This window comes from Enterococcus sp. HMSC078F03 (assembly GCF_001811595.1).
GTDB lineage: Bacteria > Bacillota > Bacilli > Lactobacillales > Enterococcaceae > Enterococcus > Enterococcus faecalis.
This window is the reverse complement of sequence record NZ_KV805554.1, coordinates 102,717-123,273: the sequence shown is the minus strand read 5'-3', so window position 1 is coordinate 123,273 and position 20,557 is coordinate 102,717. Positions and strand designations below refer to the sequence as shown.

Below are 20,557 nucleotides of genomic sequence, written 5' to 3'. Positions count from 1 at the left end.
GCAAAAATCACTTTGGATTTTTGCTCCACGCTCATTTACTACTTTTTATTACAAAGTAGTTGACAGAACCGGTACTCAGTATTATTATGTAGTGGTACATAGTAATAAAGAGTAGTTCAGGGAGGAAAAGCAGTGAAGCAGACAGAGTTGCTAAAAGGCATTTTAGAAGGTTTAGTTTTAGCCATCATCCAAAGGAAAGAAACATATGGTTATGAAATTACAAAAATTTTAAATGACCAAGGTTTTACTGAAATTGTTGAAGGAACCGTTTATACGATTTTACTGCGTTTAGAAAAAAATCAATGGGTTATAGCTGAAAAAAAGCCTTCAGAAAAAGGACCAATGCGGAAGTTCTATCGCTTAACCTCATCAGGAGAAGCAGAACTCGCTGATTTTTGGCAGCGTTGGACGTTGCTTTCAAAACAAGTAAACAAGATGAAAAAAATGGAGGGATAGAGCATGTCAGATTTTAAAGCGTTGATCAAAAAAGTTATTGGGGATAAAAAAGAGTACAAAGAATATAAACGACGGATTGCAGCATTACCAGCAGAGTATCGACAAGTATTTCAAGAAATTGAAAAATATGCATGGCATTTTTCAGATCATAGCGGAGCCAATATGTTCAATGCGTTGACTGATTTACTTGATTTGTTTGAAGAAGGGGCTGCTAACGGAACACCTATCAAAAATATTACGGGAGAAAAAGTAGGCGATTTTGCTGAAACAATTGTCAATGAAGTCGCTGGCAAATGGACCGATAAACAGAAAGAAAAACTGAATCATCAATTTTCTAAACAATAGTCAAAACAAAAAAGGAGAATAAACATGGTTGAAAATTTTTTTAAAGAAGGAAAGTTGCTGGTTATTCCCAAGAAAAATGCGAAAAAAGTCCAAGTGTTTCAACGTGTGGCCAACCAATTTGAATTTGGGAAAGAATATACGGAAAAAGAAGTCAATCAGCGACTTAGAGAAATCTATGAAGATTATGCACTTTTGAGACGGTATTTAGTAGATTATCAGTATTTAGAAAGAGATAAGTTTGGAAAAATTTATCAGAAATGTGAGCAACACACAAAAATTATATAAATGTCTTTTTTTAAAAGTAGCGAAACTAGGTGAAATGAACCAAGTCTAGCTACTTTTTGTTATGTAAGCTTAGTAATAGTTCTATAAAAAACTCTCTATTTGTTTTCTAATTCAGACTGGTAAGATTGATTTAATTAGAAAAAGATAGAGGTGAGAGAATGAATCTACGTACTTTAGGTCTAACAAAAATTCTTTTGACCTTTATTATATTAAGTATTATTGGCGCGTTAATGATTTATAGCGCTAGTAGCTATGACTTGCTGATGCAAGGCGTGAAGTCCACTGCTGTGTTTATTAAACAAGGCATTATTATGTGTCTCAGCTGGGTGCTAATGTTCGTGATCTACAAAGTTCGATTAGAAGTGTTATTTAATAAAAAAATTGCGATTGGTCTGCTTTTAGTTTCGGTACTATTACTGTTAATGGTTCGACTACCTTTTTTTGGTGTAGCAGCGAATGGCGCACAACGTTGGATTTCTCTCTTTGGAATCCAATTTCAGCCATCAGAACTTTGTAATTTTGCGATTATTTATTACTTGAGCTGTTATTTAGGTGAAAAAGAAAATGGCTTGACAACGAAGCAGTTAAGGAAACAATGGCTGTTTGTGTTGGTCGTTGCATTTTTAGTTTTGATCCAACCCAAAGTTGGCGGGGCTATTCTTATTTTAGTTATTGGCAGTGTCTTGATTTTCTCAGCAAGTATTCATGCAAAATTTAGTGTAATTGCTGCGGGGATTGTCGTTGCTAGCGCGGCGCTTCTTTCTAAAATAATTATTTTTCTAGGGGATCACCAGTACTTACCACATTTTTTTGCGCATGTGTATGACCGCTTAGTTGTTTTGAAAAATCCGTTTTTATCCTTTCATGATCGCGGATTTCAGCCTTCAATGGCCTATTTAGCAATGTATAACGGTGGGTTTTGGGGCACCGGACTAGCCAATGGTATGGTAAAAAAAGGTGGCTTGCCAGAAGGTCAAACCGATTTTATTTTTGCGGTGATTGTGGAAGAACTTGGTCTGATTGGCGGCTTACTATTGCTATTTCTTTTGTTATTTTTAGCGGCCTCGATTTTGCGGAGTAGTTGTGTAATAAAAAATCATTGTTACGGCTTGTTTTTGTTAGGGGTCGGGACCTTGATTTTAGCTCAAACGGCGATTAACATTGGTGGCGTTTTGGGTTTGATTCCAATGACAGGAATTCCTTTACCGTTTGTTAGTTACGGTGGGACAAGCTATTTAATCTTTTCAGTGGCATTAGGAATCGTCATTAAAATTATTGCAAACGAAAGGCGGCAGTTAAATGGTCAATACAAAAAAATTCAACTTACATCTTAATTATGATTTATTATTGCCCATTTTTTTACTCACACTTTTATCTTCTGGTGTGCAATATTGGATTGCCGTTAATGAAGGAAAAGATGGAACTGTGCCAGCATTAAAACAACTTTTCTTTATTTTTGTTGGCTATGCAGGCATGTTTTTAGCTAGTCGGCTGTCACAGAAGTTTATTTGGAAAGTAGCTCCTTTTTTCTATGGGTTTTCATTAATCTTAATGAGTGCTTTGTATTTTTCCTATGACAAAGGAATGTATTTATTGACGGGCACAAAGCGCTGGTTAGATTTAGGGTTTATTAAATTTCAGCCATCAGAAATTGCGAAAATTGCGTTTATTTTAATGTTGGCAAAAATTATTGTCCAACATGAGCAACAAGACTGGTCCGATAAATGGCGTTCAGACAAGCAACTTCTAAAAAAAATCGTTGCGGTTAGTGTCCCTGTTTTTTTCTTGATGGCGGTACAAAAAGATTTTGGGACATCCCTTGTTTTCGTAACGATTATCCTATCTCTTTTAGTTATTTCAGGAATTGATCGCAAAATTTTAATCATTATTTTCAGCGCTTTAGCAACGTTAGGCGTGGTCTTGATTCTGTTAGTCTTTACAGAGTGGGGGCACAAAGTACTCTTCTTTTTACATTTTAAACAATATCAATTGGATCGAATTTTAGCATGGATTCATCCCTATGATTATGTCGATAAAATCTCCTATCAACAAGTACAAGGCTTATTGGCAATCGGTTCGGGTGGTTTATTCGGCAAGGGTGTACATGGGATTGAAGTGTATGTTCCTGTTCGTGAGTCTGATATGGTTTTTACTTTTATTGGGGAAGCCTGGGGCTTTGTGGGCAGTGCCACCGTTGTTTTTCTCTATTTTTACTTGTTTTATCAAGTTTTAGTAGCTGGCTTGCGGAGCAATTCGCGTTTTTGTATGTACATCTGTGTCGCCCTCATTTTTTCGCTGGTTTTTCAAACGGTGGAGAATATCGGTGCGGTGATTGGACTGTTGCCGTTAAAAGGTATTCCGCTTCCGTTTTTAAGTCAAGGAGGCACTTCGTTAGTGATGGCTATCACTTCTTTAGGATTTGTCAAAGGAAGAGAAGACGCTACCTGAAAACACAAATAAAAACCAAGACTGGAACTCGCTTGCCGACAAGCTCTAGTCTTGGTTTTTACTATTGAAATTGTTTTTGGCATTCAGCCAAAAGTTGTTGAAGTTGTCGACTCATGTAACGTTCTTTTAAATAATAAACTGCCATGTTTCGTTTAGGTAGTTCTTGGTAAGTCAGTGTATGAATCGAATTGTCTAAAAGTTGAATATTTGTGTATTCGGGGACAATAGCGAAACTATCGGAATGAGACACCAAGTGAGTAATAAGTGAAAGAGTATCCACTTGAATGACTTTCTCTGGAGAAAAATTAGAAAACGTAGTATCTAGCCAATTGGTTAATTTGTTTTGCTCGGAAAATTCGGTATTTAAACGGACGAAGGGGTACATTGTTAGTTCTTTTAAAATTTCTTCCGTCGTGGCTTTGGCCAAAGCTGGATGATCATTTCTTAAAATGAATTGATAATTTGCTGTAAATAAATCAATTTTACCAATATGTTCAGGTAATGGTAAGTCAGCAAAGGAAATACCAAAATCTGCATCCATTGTTTCCAAGGATTGAAGAATATTTTCTGTAATAATAGTGTGGACTTGTAAGTTGGATGAACGATCCGTTAATGTTGTCATTAGTAAGTCATTCAATTTATATTCTAAATCACAGAGATAAGTGGCTACATAAATATGGTTGGAAGAATGATTAATTTCTTTTAGCTCTTCTTCAATTGAGACCAACTCATTGGTGATGCGCCAACAATATTTTTCTAAAATTAATCCAGCCGGTGTTAAGGTGGTAGTTTGACCTTGGCGATTAAAAAGTTCAGCGCCTAACGTTGCTTCAAGAATTTTTATTTGCTTACTTAGGGCAGCTTGAGAAATTGCTAAATTTTCGGCTGCTTTAGTAAATTGTTTCACTTTGCATAACTCTAAAAAATAATGCAAACGAAATAGTTCCATGGAAATTCCTCCTTTTTCTATTCCTAGAATAAATAACGTAATTGTTCGAATAAATAACGGTGTGCTTCACAATGTCCGTGATGATTATTCTGAACTAAATAGATGGCTCGTTCTGGACTATCTTCCAGAGGAATACCAACTAAGTTACGTCTGTTTAGTTCATCAGTGAGTGAATAGGGAAGGATGCTACAGGCTTTTTCTCGTTGGACCATGTCTAAGACTAAATGAAGAGAAGGAGTTCGATGACGATTTGCCGATTTTCCCAATTGATTTTACGTTCCCAACGTTTAAACACTTTTTTTTCATATACTTGATCGGAATATGCAGCAAAAGGTAAAGAACGAATTTCGTCAATCGTTACGCTATCGGCATGGGCTAAAGGATGATTTTTATTGACACAAAGGAGATAGCTTTCTGTATAAATTAATTCTTTCTCTAATGGAATCGAGGTATCCAAAAATATCCCAATCCCAATGTCAATTAAATCTGTTTCCAAGGCTGTTTCAAGATCGTAATAATATTTAAAATCAATACTTACATACGGATAGGATTGATTAAATAACAACAAGACTTCTCCAAATGCTTTATCTATATCAATTAAGTTTGTTCCAATCCGAATGGTCGTTGTCGATCCTTGGGTCACTAATTCATTAATCTCTTCTTGCGCTTCCTTAATGAGTGCAAAAATCATCTCTGTTCGCTTGGCGACGACTTCGCCTGCTGGAGAAAGCCGACAATGTTTCTTGTCTCTTAAAATTAATGAAGCACCTAATTCACGTTCCAACTCCTTGAGCTGGGTACTTAAATAAGGTTGACTCGTATGGAGCTTTTGAGAAGCTAAAGTAAAACTCGCATACTTTGAAACTGCCATAAAATATTCTAGTTGTTGTAATTTCATTTTCCTCACCGCCGTTTCTTTAACTATACAAAAAATAGCAGAAGAAAAGCTTCTCGACAAGGCTATCTGACGGTCTTTAGATTAATTTAACCAGTTATGATTCTATGAATAAATACGAATCATACCAGAAAACCATAGTAAATAAGCGGATTATTTTTCTTTTTGTTACTGAATGGACAAAAAGTTATCTGCTAAAAACTTTTTCTATATCGTTATTTTTTCAAGGAAGAATTATACTTGCTGTTGTAATTAAATAAGATTTGTTAGGTGAGGCTCCTATACAAACATAGGCTACTGCCCAAAAATGTCGAGAGACGCCAATGGGTAGAACAGGAACTGTCGAATGAAGGCTTTTCTTAAGGTAGCTAAAAGCAATCGCTTTTTACGTTGTATAGTGCTAAAGCTCAACGATAAGAACGATTATTCTTTGACACGTTGAGTTTTTCAGCGTGTCTTTTTTTGTGGAAAGGGTGAGGAAAATGGAAGATGAACCGATCGTCAATTCAAGTCAACAACAGATAAATGAGGTGAAAGAAAATGGAAAAGAAAATGCGTCACTTGGGCCATGACTATAGTTACAAAAAGTTTGCCCATTCAGAAGTAGAAAAAGTTTTACAACGTTTTGGCTCAACTTGGGATGGCATTAAACACCAAGATATTGAGGAATTACAAGAACGTTATGGCCGCAACAAAATTATGAATGAAAAAAAAGCTTCACGGCTGCGACTTTTTATAAAATCGTATATCACGCCGTTTACTTTGGTGTTATTAGCACTAGCCACGATTTCATTCTTTACAGAATATGTCTATGCTGCGCCAGAGGAAAAAGATGTTACTGGCGTGTTAATTATGTTAGCGATGGTCATCTTAAGCGGCACGATGAGTTTTGTCCAATCAGTCAAATCAAGCAATGCAGTTGAAAAATTACAAAATATGATTAAAGTTACAGCGACAGTCATTCGTGACAAGAAGCAAATGGAAATTCCTATTGAGGAAGTTGTGTGTGGCGACTTAGTCCAACTATCCGCTGGCGATATGATTCCAGCCGATTTACGTTTAATCCAATCTAAGGACTTATTTGTTTCCCAATCATCCTTGACTGGAGAGAGTTTTCCCATTGAAAAACACGCGACTCATCAAAAAGATAGTGATCAAATTGATACAGAATACGACAATCTTTTGTTTTTAGGAACAAATGTAATTAGTGGCACTGGTTTGGGCATTGTCATTAAAGTTGGTAATCAAACTTTATTCGGACGGATGGCTTCTGATAACGGAGAAGAGCAGCAGCAGACGAGTTTTGAAACAGGAATTAATAAAACAACGTGGGTGCTGATTCGCTTTATGTTGGTCATTACGCCAACTGTTTTTCTAATTAATGGGTTAACAAAAGGCGATTGGGTGGAAGCATTAATGTTCGCGATTGCCACAGCTGTCGGCTTGACACCAGAAATGTTACCCATGATTGTAACAACCAATTTAGTCAAAGGTTCTCGAGAAATGGCTAAAGAAGGCACGATTATGAAAAATGTCAATGCCATTCAAAATTTTGGCGGGATGGATGTACTTTGTACGGATAAAACAGGTACCTTAACACAAGATAAAGTAATTTTAGAATACCACTATAATATTGGGTGCCAAGAAGATCAAAAAGTCTTGGATTTAGCATTTCTAAACAGTTATTTTCAAACAGGTTTGCGTAATTTAATGGATAACGCCGTTATTCAAGCGGCGACGCAAGAAAGTGATATACAATCAGATGATTTTTATAAAGTAGATGAAATTCCTTTCGATTTCAATCGACGTCGAATGAGCGTGATTATCAAAGAGTTTAAAACGCGAGAAACACGCTTAATTACCAAAGGTGCGGTTGAAGAAATGCTCTTGGTCTGCACACAGGTACTTTTAAATGGCGAAATTGTGCCCTTAACAGAGACGCTACGTCAAAAAATTACCAAAGACGTTGAAGCTTTAAATCGAGATGGTTTGCGCGTTCTAGCAATTGCCGATAAAAAAGTCGAAGCGGCTGAATGGGAGTATACAACTAAAGATGAATCAGAGTTGATTTTACAAGGTTATCTTGCCTTCTTGGATCCGCCAAAAGAAACAGCAGCGGCAGCTATTCACGCCTTGCATCAACATAATGTAGCTGTGAAAGTATTAACGGGGGACAATCAATATGTGACGCATTCTGTTTGTAAAGAAGTTGGTCTGGCTGGCGAAAAAATTATTACAGGAAATGAACTTCAACAATTAAACCAAGAAGAATTAAGAAAAACCGTTCAAGCGTATAATATTTTCTCCAAAATTACGCCTGACCAAAAAGTTCGTATTGTAAATGCGTTAACTGAAAATGGTCAAACTGTTGGCTTTTTAGGTGATGGAATAAATGATGCTGGAGCAATGCGTGCTGCTGATGTGGGAATCTCTGTTGATACAGCTGTCGATGTGGCGAAAGAATCGGCGGATGTAATTTTATTGAGAAAAGATTTAATGGTTTTGGAAAAAGGAATTTTATCTGGACGGCGCGTGTTTACGAACACGATGAAGTACGTCAAATTAACAGCAAGTTCTAATTTTGGCAATGTTTTTTCCGTGATCCCAGCAAGTATCTTTTTACCATTTTTACCGATTGCTCCGATTCAATCGCTATTATTAAATCTAATTTACGATACTTCGTGCATGTCAGTTCCTTGGGACAAAGTAGATGAAGAATACGTAGAAAAACCAAAAAAATGGGAACCAAAATCAATTGGTAATTTTATGCGTTGGTTTGGCCCAACGAGTTCTATTTTTGATATTGTTACCTATTTATTTATGTATTTCATTGTGTGTCCGGCTATCCTAGGTGGCTCATTTTTTGAATTAAATGGAGCAGATCAATTGCTCTTTATTGGTATTTTCCATGCAGGGTGGTTCATTGAGTCCTTATGGTCCCAAATGCTCGTCTTGCATTTCCTACGAACAGAAAAGATGCCTTTCCTTCAAAGTAGTGCTTCTGGAATTATGACGTTAGTCACTACAGCAGGGATTGTTCTCGGAACTGTTTTACCCTTTACCGCTTTCGGTGCAGAACTAGGATTTGTCGGTTTATCACCAAGCTATTTCTTGTATTTAATCCCGACAATTGTTGCTTATTTGGCACTGGTTGCGTTCATTAAAGTTTTATACGTCAAACGTTACGGTCAATTACTGTAACTGATTTGTACTATTATATATAGAAAAATTTTTTTACTTTTCTTTCAAGGTTGAGGAGGTGTGGGTTTTTATGACAGCTCCTCGTGGTTGTTTTAAGTGACTGTGCGAATTTTTTTATGGATTTATTTGTCATTTACAGTTAGTATGGCTAGTAGAGACTTTCCAAAAAGAACGAGCTTTTTGGTAATAAGGAGATAAAACGAGCTAATGACCAAAACAAACCAACTTTCAACTTCAACGCCGATGTTCGATCGGTCGGCCTATATTCATATTCCATTTTGTGAGCATATTTGTTATTATTGCGATTTTAATAAGGTCTTTTTAGAAGGTCAACCAGTTGATGAATATATTCAGAGTTTATTAAAAGAAATTCAACTTACGCAAGCATTGTATCCAGAACAAGAAATGAAAACCATCTATATTGGCGGAGGCACGCCAACTTCATTATCAGCGAAACAGTTAGATGTGCTACTAAAAGGGGTTCGCGAACAGCTAACATTTGATGACCGAAATGAATTTACGGTGGAAGCAAACCCTGGTGATTTAACCCAAGAAAAATTACAAGTCATGAAAAACTATGGCGTCAATCGTCTTTCTATGGGCGTTCAGACATTTGATGATCGCTTGCTCAAAAAAATCGGCCGCAAGCACACCGCCGCAGATGTTTATGAAACAATGAAATTTTTAGAGAAAGAAAATTTTACCAATGTCAGTATTGACTTAATCTATGCTTTACCTGGACAAACATTGGAAAGTTTTCGCGATACTTTGACAAGAGCCTTAGCATTGGACTTGCCACACTATTCGCTTTATTCATTAATTCTTGAAAATAAAACAATGTTCATGAACTGGGTTCGTCAAGGACGATTACAGCTGCCTGAAGAAGAAATCGAAGCACAGATGTTTGACGAAACGATTGAAGCAATGGAGAAAAAAGGACGGCACCAATATGAAGTCAGTAATTTTGCTTTAACAGGAAAAGAAAGCCAGCATAATCTGGCTTATTGGAATAATGACCACTACTATGGATTTGGCGCAGGTGCCAGCGGCTATCTTGGGCAAACTCGTTACAAAAATCACGGTCCAATCCAACATTATTTGAAACCCTTGCGAGAAAATCAATTGCCAATTGTGGAGACTGAAGAATTAACTCGTCTAAATCAAATAGAAGAGGAGCTATTTTTAGGCTTACGTAAAAAAGTAGGTATTTCTAAACAAAAATTCCAACAAAAATTTCAGGAACCAATTGAAGCGATTTATGGAGAGGTCATTCAACGCTTAATCAAAGAAGAATTATTAATTGAAGAAGCAGATATCTTACGTTTAACGAAAAAAGGACTATTTGTGGGGAATAATGTTTTTGAAGCATTTTTGTTAAGTGAAAAAGAGTAAAAAAATAAAAAAATCATCGAAGTGTGACAAAGCATTTCGATGATTTTTTTATTACAAAAGTTGGTATTGATGGTTTTTGAAGGTGGTTTGCAGCGATTAGCACTCTTGTGTGAAGAGTGCTAAAAAGTTGCGTATTTCCCTTGACAAAAAGGTAAGGAGTTGTTATATTAGTATATGTAGTTAGCACTTAGATGTTAAGAGTGCTAATGAAGGGTGGTAATAACGATGATTACAGAAAGACAACAAAATATCTTGAGACTTATCATCCAAAATTACACGAACACGGGCTTACCTGTCGGTTCTAAGAAATTGATGGAGGATGGCATTGCCTCTAGTTCTGCCACAATTCGTAATGATATGAAAGCATTAGAAGAATACGGCTTATTAGCTAAGACCCATTCTTCTTCAGGGCGGATTCCCTCAATGGCTGGTTATCGTTACTACGTGGATCATCTTTTACAACCAACACAAGTAGAAGAGAACGAACTTAGAAGGATCCGTCAATCTTTTGGAAAAGAATTTCATGAGATTAATGATATTATTCGACAATCAGCTGAAATTCTATCAGAATTGACAAGTTATACTGCTTTTTCATTAGGACCTGAAGTGAAAGAACGGAAATTAACCGGCTTTCGAATGGTTCCTTTGAATGATCGGCAAGTCCTTGCTATTATAGTGACAGATAAAGGCAATGTTGAAAACCAAGTATTTGCCATTCCTGCCGCTGTTTCTAGCCAAGATCTTGAAAAAATGACACAAATCATCAATGATAAGTTGGTTGGACAACCTTTGTTGACCGTTTATCATCGTTTGCGGACGGAGATTCCGATGATTTTACATCGCTATTTCCAAACGCCAGAAGGAATGATGAACTTATTCGATGAGATGTTAGGACATGCCTTTGAAGAAAAAGTCTTTGTCGGTGGTCGCATGAATTTGTTAGATTTTGGCATCAAACAAGATATTGAACAATTGAAATCTGTCTATTACTTTATGCAAAATTCTGATGAGCTGACGCATTTATTAAATGGTTCTGCAACAACAGAAAATCCAATTGTTTTTCGTATCGGCTCAGAAATTGGCAACAATCTCTTAGAAGATATGAGCATGATCACTGCTACGTATGAAGTATCAGGACATGGCAAAGGAACAATTGCCCTGCTAGGACCAACCAGTATGCCGTATTCAAAAATATTCGGTTTGGTAGACACGTTTCGACATGAGCTAGCTTCACAACTAGGTGACTATTACCGTTTTTTAGGTAATTAAGCAAACCTTGTTAGGATAAGAAGTAGATGCATAAAGAGAAAGGAAGTTGCTGAAGTGAGTAAAAAAGAAGAGAAGCAAGAAGAATTACAAGAAGAAATGGAAGCTGTTGATGCTGCTGGCGTTTCTGAAGTAGAAGTTGAAGCAACAGAGATTGAAAATCTTAAAGCAGAGCTTTCCGAAATGGAAGACAAGTTCTTGCGGGCAAGAGCCGAAATTGCTAATATGAGCAATCGAAATAAAAACGAACGAGAATTATTAGTTCGTTACCGCTCACAAGATTTAGGTAAAAAGATTTTACCATCTATTGATAATTTAGAACGAGCAATGGCCATTGAAGTATCAGATGAACAAGGCGAAAGCTTGAAAAAAGGTATTTCGATGGTGCTAGAAAGTATTACTGTGGCTTTAAAAGAAGAAGGAATTGAAGAAATCCCAGCAATGGGTGAAACCTTTGATCCAAATTTACATCAAGCCGTTCAAACAGTCCCTGCTTCTGAAGAAACCCCAGCAGATACTATTGTTGAAGTTCTACAAAAAGGGTACAAATTACAAGATCGTGTGTTACGACCATCAATGGTCATTGTTGCACAATAACAAACGTTAATTAAAAATATATTATTATAGAAAACTAATACAGATTGGAGATATTCACTATGAGTAAAATTATTGGTATTGACTTAGGAACAACAAACTCAGCTGTCGCAGTGCTAGAAGGCGGCGAAGCAAAAATTATTGCAAACCCAGAAGGTAACCGCACAACTCCTTCGGTCGTTTCATTCAAAAACGGTGAAATTCAAGTGGGCGAAGTAGCAAAACGTCAAGCTGTTACAAATCCTAACACGATTTCATCTATTAAACGTCACATGGGTGAAGCTGGCTACAAAGTTGATGTTGAAGGAAAATCATATACACCACAAGAAGTTTCTGCAATGATCTTACAATATTTAAAAGGTTTTGCTGAAGACTATTTAGGTGAAAAAGTTGAAAAAGCAGTTATTACAGTTCCAGCATATTTCAACGATGCACAACGTCAAGCAACAAAAGATGCTGGTAAAATTGCTGGTTTAGAAGTAGAACGGATCGTTAACGAACCAACAGCAGCAGCTTTAGCTTATGGTTTAGATAAAACAGACAAAGATGAAAAAATTCTTGTCTTTGACCTTGGTGGTGGTACATTCGACGTGTCAATCCTTGAATTAGGCGATGGCGTTTTCGATGTATTATCAACAGCAGGTGATAACAACCTAGGTGGGGATGACTTTGATAATAAGATCATTGACTACATGGTTGCAGAATTTAAAAAAGAAAATGGCATTGACTTAGCTAACGATAAAATGGCGTTACAACGTTTGAAAGATGCTGCTGAAAAAGCGAAAAAAGACTTATCAGGTGTAACAAGCACACAAATCAGCTTGCCATTTATTACTGCTGGCGAAGCAGGACCATTGCACTTAGAAATGAACTTAACTCGTGCAAAATTTGATGAATTAACAAGTGATTTAGTTGAACGTACAAAAGTACCAGTACGTCAAGCCTTAAAAGATGCTGGATTAAATCCTTCTGAAATCGACGAAGTTATCCTAGTTGGTGGTTCGACACGTATTCCAGCTGTAGTTGAAGCTGTTCGCAAAGAAACAAACAAAGAACCAAACAAATCAGTTAACCCTGACGAAGTAGTAGCAATGGGTGCTGCAATCCAAGGTGGCGTAATCACTGGTGATGTTAAAGACGTTGTCTTATTAGACGTAACACCGTTGTCATTAGGGATTGAAACAATGGGTGGCGTATTTACAAAATTAATTGATCGTAACACTACGATTCCAACAAGTAAATCACAAGTCTTCTCAACTGCTGCTGACAATCAACCAGCTGTTGATATTCATGTTTTACAAGGTGAACGTCCAATGGCCGCTGATAATAAAACATTAGGTCGTTTCCAATTAACAGATATTCCTGCGGCTCCTCGTGGTGTGCCACAAATTGAAGTAAGCTTTGACATTGATAAAAACGGGATTGTAAATGTTCGTGCGAAAGACTTAGGCACTCAAAAAGAACAAACAATCACGATTAAATCTTCTTCAGGTTTATCTGATGATGAAATCGAACGTATGGTGAAAGATGCTGAAGCAAACGCTGAAGCAGATAAACAACGTAAAGAAGAAGTTGACTTACGTAACGATGCAGATGCTTTATTATTCACTGTTGATAAAACATTGAAAGAATTAGAAGGCAAAGTAGACGCTGAAGAAGTGAAAAAAGCAGAAGATGCGCGTGATGAATTAAAAGCAGCCATCGAAGCAAACGATATCGAACAAATGAAAGCAAAACGTGATTCATTAAATGAAATCGTCCAAAACTTAACAGTAAAACTTTACGAACAAGCTGCGCAACAACAAGCACAAGAAAATCCTGAAGCTGCCCAAGGTGGCGCTGATGATGTTGTTGATGCTGATTTTGAAGAAGTAAATGGTGATGACAAATAATCAATAACAATTGATTTTAGGGACTGGATCATTAGTACAATGACTAATGTCCCAGTCCCTTGTCTTTTGTGAGAAAATCAACCACAATCAAGTTAGCAAGAAACTATTTAGGTTTTGAAAGAACTGTGGTATGATTACAACGATGTTAAACAAGCTGAAAATACCTATTCACAGCTAGTAACACTGATTCAAGGTGTGACAGATAATCCAACCAGAGAGACCGAAAGCAATCGATGAATTTGGCTGGTTCTAAACACATTGTAAAGTTTGAAGAAAGTTGGAGGGAAGTCAATGGCGACGAAACGAGATTATTATGAAGTGCTAGGATTAGCAAAAGGTGCTTCAGATGATGAAATTAAAAAAGCATACCGCAAACTTTCCAAAAAGTACCATCCAGATATTAACAAAGAAGCCGATGCGGAAGAAAAATTTAAAGAAGTTTCTGAAGCGTATGAAGTATTAAGTGATCCACAGAAAAAAGCGGCCTATGACCAATATGGCCATGCAGGAACTGATCCTAATTACGGTGGCGGCGCTGGTGGCTTTGGCGGTTTCGGTGGCGGCGGATTTAGCAGTAGTGGTTTTGGTGGATTCGAAGATATTTTCGATTCATTCTTTGGCGGCGGCGGTGGCCGTTCTGTTGATCCAAATGCACCAAGACAAGGCGCCGATTTACAATATACAATTCAATTGAAATTTGAAGAAGCTATTTTCGGTGTCGAAAAAGAGATTAAGTACAATCGAGAAGATACTTGTGCAACCTGTGGCGGTAATGGCGCCAAACCAGGCACACACCCAGAAACTTGTCATAAATGTCATGGCTCTGGAACAATCAATGTTGAACGTCAAACGCCATTAGGTCGTATGATGAGTCGTCAAACTTGTGATGTGTGTCATGGCACAGGGAAAGAAATTAAAGAACCATGTCCAACTTGTCATGGCACAGGTCATGAGAAAAAAGCGCATACTGTCAAAGTAAATGTGCCTGCTGGAGTAGAAGACGGCCAACAAATGCGCTTAGCTAACCAAGGAGAAGCGGGTACCAATGGTGGACCATATGGTGATTTATATGTAGTCTTTCGTGTTGAAGATAGTGATATTTTCGATCGAGATGGCGCAGAAATCTACTATGATTTACCAGTAAGTTTCGTCCAAGCGGCTCTAGGGGACGAAGTAACTGTACCAACTGTTCATGGTGACGTGAAATTAAAAATTCCGGCTGGAACACAAACTGGCACAAACTTCCGCTTAAGAGGCAAAGGTGCGCCACGTTTACGTGGTGGGGGCAATGGTGATCAACACGTGAAAGTGAAATTAATAACACCAAAAAATCTTAATGAAGAACAAAAGGATGCCCTACGAGCTTTTGCAAAAGCTGGCGGACAGAATGTAACTGAACAACAAGAAGAAGGCTTCTTTGATAAAATGAAAGATGCGTTTGGCGGTAAGAAGAAAAAATAAACCAAACGAGTCAGAGACAAAAGCAGTTAGCTCCAAGTGTTCATCACTCTCGAAGGCTAAATTGCAACGAGTAATTGCAGGTACTGCTTTTGTTCAACTGATTATTTTAAGATTTAGAGAGTGGGACATAAGTCGTTTTGACTTATGTCCTATTTTCGTTTCTTATTTCCAAACATTTTACGAGAATATTTTAAAATTTAGCGTATACTTAATATAAGCAAGTTAGGAGGGCTTATTTATGAAACCATATGTTTATGTAATCAGTGATATTCATGGACAAGCAGATTTGTTTGATGCCTTACTCACAGACTATGACCCAGTCGAGCATCAGCTAGTTTTAATTGGTGATTTAAACGACCGTGGTCCGCATTCTAAAGCCTGTTTTCTCAAAGGAAAAGAACTTGTCGAGCAACACGGCGCTGTTTATTTACGAGGCAATCATGAAGAATATTTTTTGCAGTTTCTTCAAAATCCAGAGGACTGGTTTGCAGGATATGTTCGCAATGGTGGCAAGGAAACAATTGAAAGTCTCTTGCATCCAGGAGCTACTGCAGAATACTCACCAACAGAAATGGCCTTAATGATCCGTAGTCGCTATCCAGAGTTAATTGATTTTTTAACAAAACGACCACTTTATTTTGAATGGCAGCATTACTTATTTGTGCATGCTGGGGTTGATTTAACGATGGAAGATTGGCGGCAAACGGCACCTAAGGATTTTTTGTGGATTCGCGAACCCTTTCATCAAGGGAAAAATAATACAGGCAAGACCATTGTTTTTGGGCATACCATTACTCCGATGTTACATGGTGATATGCAGACCACGGACCTTTGGCAAAGTGATGGAAAAATTGGGATAGATGGTGGTGCTATTTTTGGCGGCTCTGTGCATGGTGTGATTTTTAATGAAAAAGGCATTGTCCAAGATATCGAATATCAAAAACGCACCCCTGCGTGGCAACCAGAATTTTGATTCCTTAATCGCACGAATCAGTTACCTCACTTCTATATTTAGAAGCAAAAATATGCTAAAATAGATAAGTATGCATAAGAAAAGAGGTATCTAGTTAATGGCAGAAGCTTATAACGAAGAAGTAGTAGCGCTACTTCAAAAAGAATTGACAACGTATCGTTCAAAACAAATAACAACGGTTTTAACTTTATTAAATGAAGGAAATACAGTTCCTTTTATTGCCCGTTACCGGAAAGAAATGACTGGAAGTTTAGATGAAGTCCAAATCCGTGAAATAGAAGAACGTTATCATTATCTACAAAACTTGAAAAAGCGGAAAGAAGAAGTTCTCCGTTTAATTGAAGAGCAAGGAAAACTAACAAAAGAACTCAAAACAGATATTCAAAAAGCAGTAAAAATGCAACAAGTGGAAGATTTGTATCGACCATATAAACAAAAACGTCGGACTAAAGCGACTATCGCGAAAGAAAAAGGGTTGGAACCATTAGCAGATTGGTTGCTCTCTTTACCTGAAAACGCGGATATCTTAGCCAAAGCGGCTACTTTTATTAATGAAGAAAAAGAAGTTGCAACCGCCGAGATAGCCTTGCAAGGTGCTCATGAAATTTTAGCAGAACGTATTAGCGATGAACCAAAATACCGAACATGGTTACGTGATTATATGGTTAAACATGCGCAATACGTTAGCGTAGTTAAGGATGAAGAAAAAGACGAAAAGCGGACCTATGAAATGTATTACGATTTTGCAGAACCAGTTAGCAAAATGGTGCCGCACCGTGTCTTAGCAACGAATCGTGGTGAAAAAGAAGACATTTTAAAGGTTTCACTTGTCGCTGATGAAACAAAAATTAATGATTATTTCCAACGTCAACTAATCGGCAAACAAGCAACAAGTTTTGCTGCTCCATACATTGAGGCTGCTTATTTAGATAGCTATAAACGATTTATTGGACCAGCGATTGAACGGGAGATTCGCAATGAATTAACAGAAAAAGCTGATGAACAAGCGATTGCAATTTTCGGTGAAAATTTACGTAATTTATTATTACAGTCACCACTTAAAGGAAAAGTTGTTCTAGGATTTGACCCGGCTTATCGGACAGGCTGTAAATTAGCAGTTGTCGATGAAACGGGTAAAGTTTTAGCAATTCAAGTGATTTATCCACATAAACCAGCGACTGCTGCGAAACGTGAAGCCGCTGGTCCAGCCTTTAAAAAGATCATTGAAGACTATCAAGTGGACATGGTAGCTATTGGAAACGGAACGGCAAGTCGTGAATCTGAATTGTTTGTGGCAGAGCAATTAAAAGCGGTGAAGCGTGACGTCTTTTACGTGATTGTTAATGAAGCAGGGGCTTCCGTTTACTCTGCGAGTGAAGTAGCTCGTAAAGAGTTTCCTGATTTACAAGTCGAAGAACGAAGTGCGGTCAGCATTGCACGTCGTTTACAAGATCCGTTGGCAGAATTAGTAAAAATTGATCCCAAAGCAGTCGGGGTTGGTCAATATCAGCATGACGTATCGCAAAAACGTCTTGCCGAGCAATTGGATTTTGTTGTAGAAACTGCGGTAAACCAAGTTGGTGTTGATGTGAATACAGCGAGTGCTCAACTTTTACAACATATTTCTGGCTTAAATAAAACAACGGCGCAAAACTTAGTCACTTATCGTGATGAAAATGGTGTCTTTACAGCACGAAATCAAGTCAAAAAAGTACCTCGTTTAGGACCAAAAGCATTTGAACAAGCAATTGGCTTTTTACGAATTCCTAATGGCAAAAATGTGTTAGATAACACTGGCATTCACCCAGAAAGTTATCCAGTAGCACAAGCAATTTTAGAAAAAGCAGAGATTGCTTCTAAAGAATTAGGGACAGCAGAAGCTATCGAAAAATTGAAACAGTTACCAGTGAATCAATTAGCTACTGAGTTAGAAGTGGGTTCAGAAACACTCACGGATATTATTGCTAGTTTAATCCAGCCAGGTCGTGATATGCGCGATGAGATGTCAGCGCCACTTTTACGTAAAGACGTGTTGACGATGGAAGATTTGAAACCAGGAATGGAAATGCAAGGGACTGTTCGAAACGTAATTGACTTTGGTGCGTTTGTCGATATTGGTGTGAAGCAAGATGGCTTAGTCCACATTTCTAAGTTAAGTCCTAAATTTGTTAAGCACCCAACGGATGTTGTTGCGGTGGGTGATGTAGTCACAGTTTGGGTAGAAGATGTTGACTTGAAAAAGGGGCGTATTAGTTTAACCATGTTGCCTCGGGCTGATAGAAAAGAGTAACAATGAAAGAGTCTCAACCAGTCTTGATGACAGATCAAGCGCTTCAAACGCTAGTGGAAAAAATTTCAATCGTATTTTTTCAGAAACCTTTTCTGCATCAAGCTACATTTAATCGGCGGTTAAAAACTACGGGCGGTCGCTATCATTTAGCTTCGCATCACCTGGATTTTAATCCAACTGTCTTTTTAAAGTATGGACAAGAGGAACTGGAAAAAGTCATTAAGCATGAGTTATGTCACTATCATTTACATTTAGCTGGCAAAGGCTATCAGCATAAAGATAAGGACTTTAAAGAGTTATTGGCTAAGACTGGCGGTGCCCGTTATGCACCGCCTCTAGTAGAACGGAAAAAAGCAGTTTTCCATCAGTACCAATGTCAGTCTTGTGGAGAAGTCATCCTCAGAAAACGACGAATTGATACGACACGATATGTCTGCGGAAAATGTCATGGGCGTTTGTCCTGGCAAGTGAAAAAAGAACAAATCTAACGATTCTGGTCTTTGTTATCTTGACAAAGACCAGTAATTATTTTAGGATAAATAAGTGCTCTTAAAATGCAGATGTGTTGGAATTGGCAGACAAGCATGATTGAGGGTCATGTGGACAGATGTCCGTGTGGGTTCGAGTCCCATCATCTGCATCAACTAGTATAACAAAAGGTCGGGACAGAAGTGTTTAACTCCGAGAAATAAGAAGGAGTTGCTTCTGTTCCCGCCGTTTATCAGTTTTTGAGCGTGGAGCAAAAATCCAAAGTGATTTTTGTCCCACGCTCTTGTTTATTACGGAAAAACCATCAATTTTTTATTAAATTCTGATATTTATTATTGCTTTTTCATTATAGTTGGCGTAACTTTAGAGTATAAATTTGTGAAGCGAGGGAGTCCGTGTGAGAAATTTTAAAAAATCCGATAAATTAAATAACGTAAGTTACGATGTCCGTGGTCCTGTTTTAGAAGAAGCAGAACGCATGCAAGAAGAGGGCATACGTATTTTGAAATTAAATACAGGGAATCCAGCGCCATTTGGTTTTGATGCCCCAAATGAAATTGTGCGCGACATGATTGTGAATGTTCGCGATTCAGAAGGTTATTCCGATTCAAAAGGTATTTTTTCTGCAAGAAAAGCGATTGAACAATATTGCCAATTAAAAAAATTTCCTAATGTAACGATTAATGATATTTACACTGGTAATGGCGTGAGTGAATTAATTACCATGTGTATGCAAGGCTTGTTAAATAACGGCGATGAAGTACTTGTGCCAATGCCAGACTATCCTTTATGGACTGCTTCTGTTTCTTTGGCGGGCGGTACACCTGTTCATTATATTTGTGATGAGCAAGCAGAATGGTATCCAGACATTGATGATATAAAATCAAAAATAACTTCGAATACAAAAGCAATCGTTATTATAAATCCAAATAATCCGACTGGTGCTTTATATCCGAAAGAGTTATTACTAGAAATTGTCGAAGTGGCACGTCAAAATGATTTAATTATTTACTCCGATGAAATTTATGATCGTTTGGTCATGGACGGTTTGGTTCATGTACCGATTGCTACATTAGCACCTGATTTATTTGTCGTAACATTGAATGGTTTGTCAAAATCACATCGAGTGGCAGGCTTCCGATGCGGTTGGATGGTGTTAAGTGGAGATAAATCACGAGTAAAAGGGTATATCGAAGGGCTAAATATGCTTGCTTCCATGCGGTTATGCTCAAATGTGTTGTCACAACAAATCATTCAAACCGCATTAGGTGGCTATCAAAGTGTCGATGATTTACTTTTGCCAGGTGGCAGAATTTACGAACAACGAGAATTTATTTACAATGCGATAAATGATATTCCTGGTTTATCAGCCGTGAAGCCTAAAGCAGCTTTCTATATTTTCCCGAAAATTGATACGGCCAAATTTGACATTTATGATGATGAAAAATTTGTTTTAGATTTCTTACACAAACATCATATTTTATTAGTCCATGGTGGTGGGTTCAACTGGCAACAACCCGATCACTTCCGTATTGTTTATTTACCGAAGATGGAAGACTTAAAAACTACAGCAGATAAAATGCGTGAATTTTTAAGTACCTACAAACAAAAATAAAAGAAC

Annotated in this window: 17 protein-coding genes, 1 tRNA gene, 1 pseudogene and 1 riboswitch; of the genes and pseudogenes, 17 read left to right on the top strand and 2 right to left on the bottom strand. The window is 37.5% G+C overall.

Translation table 11 applies throughout. The annotated features are described in order from the left end of the window. Positions 1–132: 132 nt before the first annotated feature. The 5 genes from HMPREF2810_RS05435 to HMPREF2810_RS05415 all read left to right on the top strand — a co-directional run bounded on the left by HMPREF2810_RS05435 (position 133) and on the right by HMPREF2810_RS05415 (position 3,534). The gene (locus HMPREF2810_RS05435) at positions 133–456 is read left to right on the top strand and encodes a PadR family transcriptional regulator (protein WP_002357837.1); all 324 of its coding nucleotides are present in this window, start codon (positions 133–135) and stop codon (positions 454–456) included. Between the two features lie 3 nt (positions 457–459). After that, positions 460–801, top strand: coding sequence for a DUF1048 domain-containing protein (locus HMPREF2810_RS05430; protein ID WP_002395093.1), 342 nt, complete (start codon positions 460–462; stop codon positions 799–801). 24 nt (positions 802–825) lie between these two features. Beyond that, entirely contained in the window at positions 826–1,086 is a 261-nt protein-coding gene (locus HMPREF2810_RS05425) for a DUF2087 domain-containing protein (RefSeq protein WP_002360471.1), read from the top strand. A gap of 158 nt (positions 1,087–1,244) precedes the next feature. Then, positions 1,245–2,420 (top strand): peptidoglycan glycosyltransferase FtsW2, encoded by a 1,176-nt coding sequence (locus tag HMPREF2810_RS05420; protein WP_048942119.1) that lies wholly within the window; start codon positions 1,245–1,247, stop codon positions 2,418–2,420. Next, positions 2,386–3,534 (top strand): peptidoglycan glycosyltransferase RodA2, encoded by a 1,149-nt coding sequence (locus HMPREF2810_RS05415; protein WP_010715131.1) that lies wholly within the window; start codon positions 2,386–2,388, stop codon positions 3,532–3,534. Before HMPREF2810_RS05420 ends, HMPREF2810_RS05415 begins: the two co-directional genes overlap by 35 nt. A gap of 61 nt (positions 3,535–3,595) precedes the next feature. On the opposite strand, the gene HMPREF2810_RS05410 is transcribed toward HMPREF2810_RS05415, so the two are convergent. Both HMPREF2810_RS05410 and HMPREF2810_RS05405 read right to left on the bottom strand, forming a co-directional pair. After that, positions 3,596–4,483: a LysR family transcriptional regulator gene (locus tag HMPREF2810_RS05410; protein ID WP_002357832.1), complete on the bottom strand. Its 888-nt coding sequence runs from the start codon at positions 4,481–4,483 to the stop codon at positions 3,596–3,598. Between the two features lie 23 nt (positions 4,484–4,506). Then, positions 4,507–5,381, bottom strand: a pseudogene (locus HMPREF2810_RS05405) (LysR family transcriptional regulator). 252 nt (positions 5,382–5,633) lie between these two features. Further along, positions 5,634–5,804: riboswitch (M-box (ykoK) riboswitch) on the top strand. A gap of 114 nt (positions 5,805–5,918) precedes the next feature. Between HMPREF2810_RS05405 and mgtA the strand changes: the two are divergent. The 12 genes from mgtA (at position 5,919) to HMPREF2810_RS05345 (ending at position 20,551) form a co-directional block, all read left to right on the top strand. Next, entirely contained in the window at positions 5,919–8,579 is a 2,661-nt protein-coding gene (gene mgtA / locus HMPREF2810_RS05400; protein ID WP_010715132.1) for a magnesium-translocating P-type ATPase, read from the top strand. 243 nt (positions 8,580–8,822) lie between these two features. Then, the gene (gene hemW / locus HMPREF2810_RS05395) at positions 8,823–9,971 is read left to right on the top strand and encodes a radical SAM family heme chaperone HemW (protein WP_002360468.1); all 1,149 of its coding nucleotides are present in this window, start codon (positions 8,823–8,825) and stop codon (positions 9,969–9,971) included. A gap of 225 nt (positions 9,972–10,196) precedes the next feature. After that, on the top strand, positions 10,197–11,240 hold the full coding sequence (gene hrcA / locus HMPREF2810_RS05390; protein WP_070635592.1) for a heat-inducible transcriptional repressor HrcA: 1,044 nt from the start codon (positions 10,197–10,199) through the stop codon (positions 11,238–11,240). Between the two features lie 54 nt (positions 11,241–11,294). Next, positions 11,295–11,834 carry a nucleotide exchange factor GrpE gene (gene grpE / locus HMPREF2810_RS05385; RefSeq protein ID WP_002357827.1) on the top strand — a complete coding sequence of 180 codons (540 nt, stop codon included), beginning with the start codon at positions 11,295–11,297 and terminating at the stop codon, positions 11,832–11,834. Between the two features lie 59 nt (positions 11,835–11,893). After that, positions 11,894–13,723 (top strand): molecular chaperone DnaK, encoded by a 1,830-nt coding sequence (gene dnaK, locus HMPREF2810_RS05380; protein ID WP_002357825.1) that lies wholly within the window; start codon positions 11,894–11,896, stop codon positions 13,721–13,723. Positions 13,724–13,837: 114 nt separating this feature from the next. Continuing rightward, positions 13,838–13,960, top strand: coding sequence for a hypothetical protein (locus HMPREF2810_RS16010; RefSeq protein ID WP_002357824.1), 123 nt, complete (start codon positions 13,838–13,840; stop codon positions 13,958–13,960). 54 nt (positions 13,961–14,014) lie between these two features. Beyond that, positions 14,015–15,184, top strand: a complete 1,170-nt coding sequence (dnaJ, locus tag HMPREF2810_RS05370; RefSeq protein WP_002357822.1) for a molecular chaperone DnaJ — start codon at positions 14,015–14,017, stop codon at positions 15,182–15,184. Positions 15,185–15,422: 238 nt separating this feature from the next. Then, the gene (locus HMPREF2810_RS05365; RefSeq protein WP_002377683.1) at positions 15,423–16,157 is read left to right on the top strand and encodes a metallophosphoesterase family protein; all 735 of its coding nucleotides are present in this window, start codon (positions 15,423–15,425) and stop codon (positions 16,155–16,157) included. Between the two features lie 97 nt (positions 16,158–16,254). Then, a complete protein-coding gene (locus tag HMPREF2810_RS05360; protein WP_002381943.1) occupies positions 16,255–18,447 on the top strand; it encodes a Tex family protein in 2,193 nt (730 codons plus the stop codon). Positions 18,448–18,473: 26 nt separating this feature from the next. After that, a complete protein-coding gene (locus HMPREF2810_RS05355) occupies positions 18,474–18,935 on the top strand; it encodes a SprT family protein (RefSeq protein WP_033600782.1) in 462 nt (153 codons plus the stop codon). A 68-nt stretch (positions 18,936–19,003) separates the two neighbouring features. After that, a tRNA-Leu gene (locus HMPREF2810_RS05350) sits at positions 19,004–19,087 on the top strand. 246 nt (positions 19,088–19,333) lie between these two features. Further along, entirely contained in the window at positions 19,334–20,551 is a 1,218-nt protein-coding gene (locus tag HMPREF2810_RS05345) for a pyridoxal phosphate-dependent aminotransferase (RefSeq protein WP_002357817.1), read from the top strand. Positions 20,552–20,557: the final 6 nt, after the last annotated feature.

Coding starts and splice junctions, on each gene's coding strand:
- HMPREF2810_RS05430 (WP_002395093.1), top strand. CDS start 460: ATGTCAGATTTTAAAGCGTTGATCAAAAAAGTTATTGGGGATAAAAAA.
- HMPREF2810_RS05425 (WP_002360471.1), top strand. CDS start 826: ATGGTTGAAAATTTTTTTAAAGAAGGAAAGTTGCTGGTTATTCCCAAG.
- HMPREF2810_RS05420 (WP_048942119.1), top strand. CDS start 1,245: ATGAATCTACGTACTTTAGGTCTAACAAAAATTCTTTTGACCTTTATT.
- HMPREF2810_RS05415 (WP_010715131.1), top strand. CDS start 2,386: ATGGTCAATACAAAAAAATTCAACTTACATCTTAATTATGATTTATTA.
- HMPREF2810_RS05410 (WP_002357832.1), bottom strand. CDS start 4,483: ATGGAACTATTTCGTTTGCATTATTTTTTAGAGTTATGCAAAGTGAAA.
- mgtA (WP_010715132.1), top strand. CDS start 5,919: ATGGAAAAGAAAATGCGTCACTTGGGCCATGACTATAGTTACAAAAAG.
- hemW (WP_002360468.1), top strand. CDS start 8,823: ATGTTCGATCGGTCGGCCTATATTCATATTCCATTTTGTGAGCATATT.
- hrcA (WP_070635592.1), top strand. CDS start 10,197: ATGATTACAGAAAGACAACAAAATATCTTGAGACTTATCATCCAAAAT.
- dnaK (WP_002357825.1), top strand. CDS start 11,894: ATGAGTAAAATTATTGGTATTGACTTAGGAACAACAAACTCAGCTGTC.
- dnaJ (WP_002357822.1), top strand. CDS start 14,015: ATGGCGACGAAACGAGATTATTATGAAGTGCTAGGATTAGCAAAAGGT.
- HMPREF2810_RS05365 (WP_002377683.1), top strand. CDS start 15,423: ATGAAACCATATGTTTATGTAATCAGTGATATTCATGGACAAGCAGAT.
- HMPREF2810_RS05360 (WP_002381943.1), top strand. CDS start 16,255: ATGGCAGAAGCTTATAACGAAGAAGTAGTAGCGCTACTTCAAAAAGAA.
- HMPREF2810_RS05355 (WP_033600782.1), top strand. CDS start 18,474: ATGACAGATCAAGCGCTTCAAACGCTAGTGGAAAAAATTTCAATCGTA.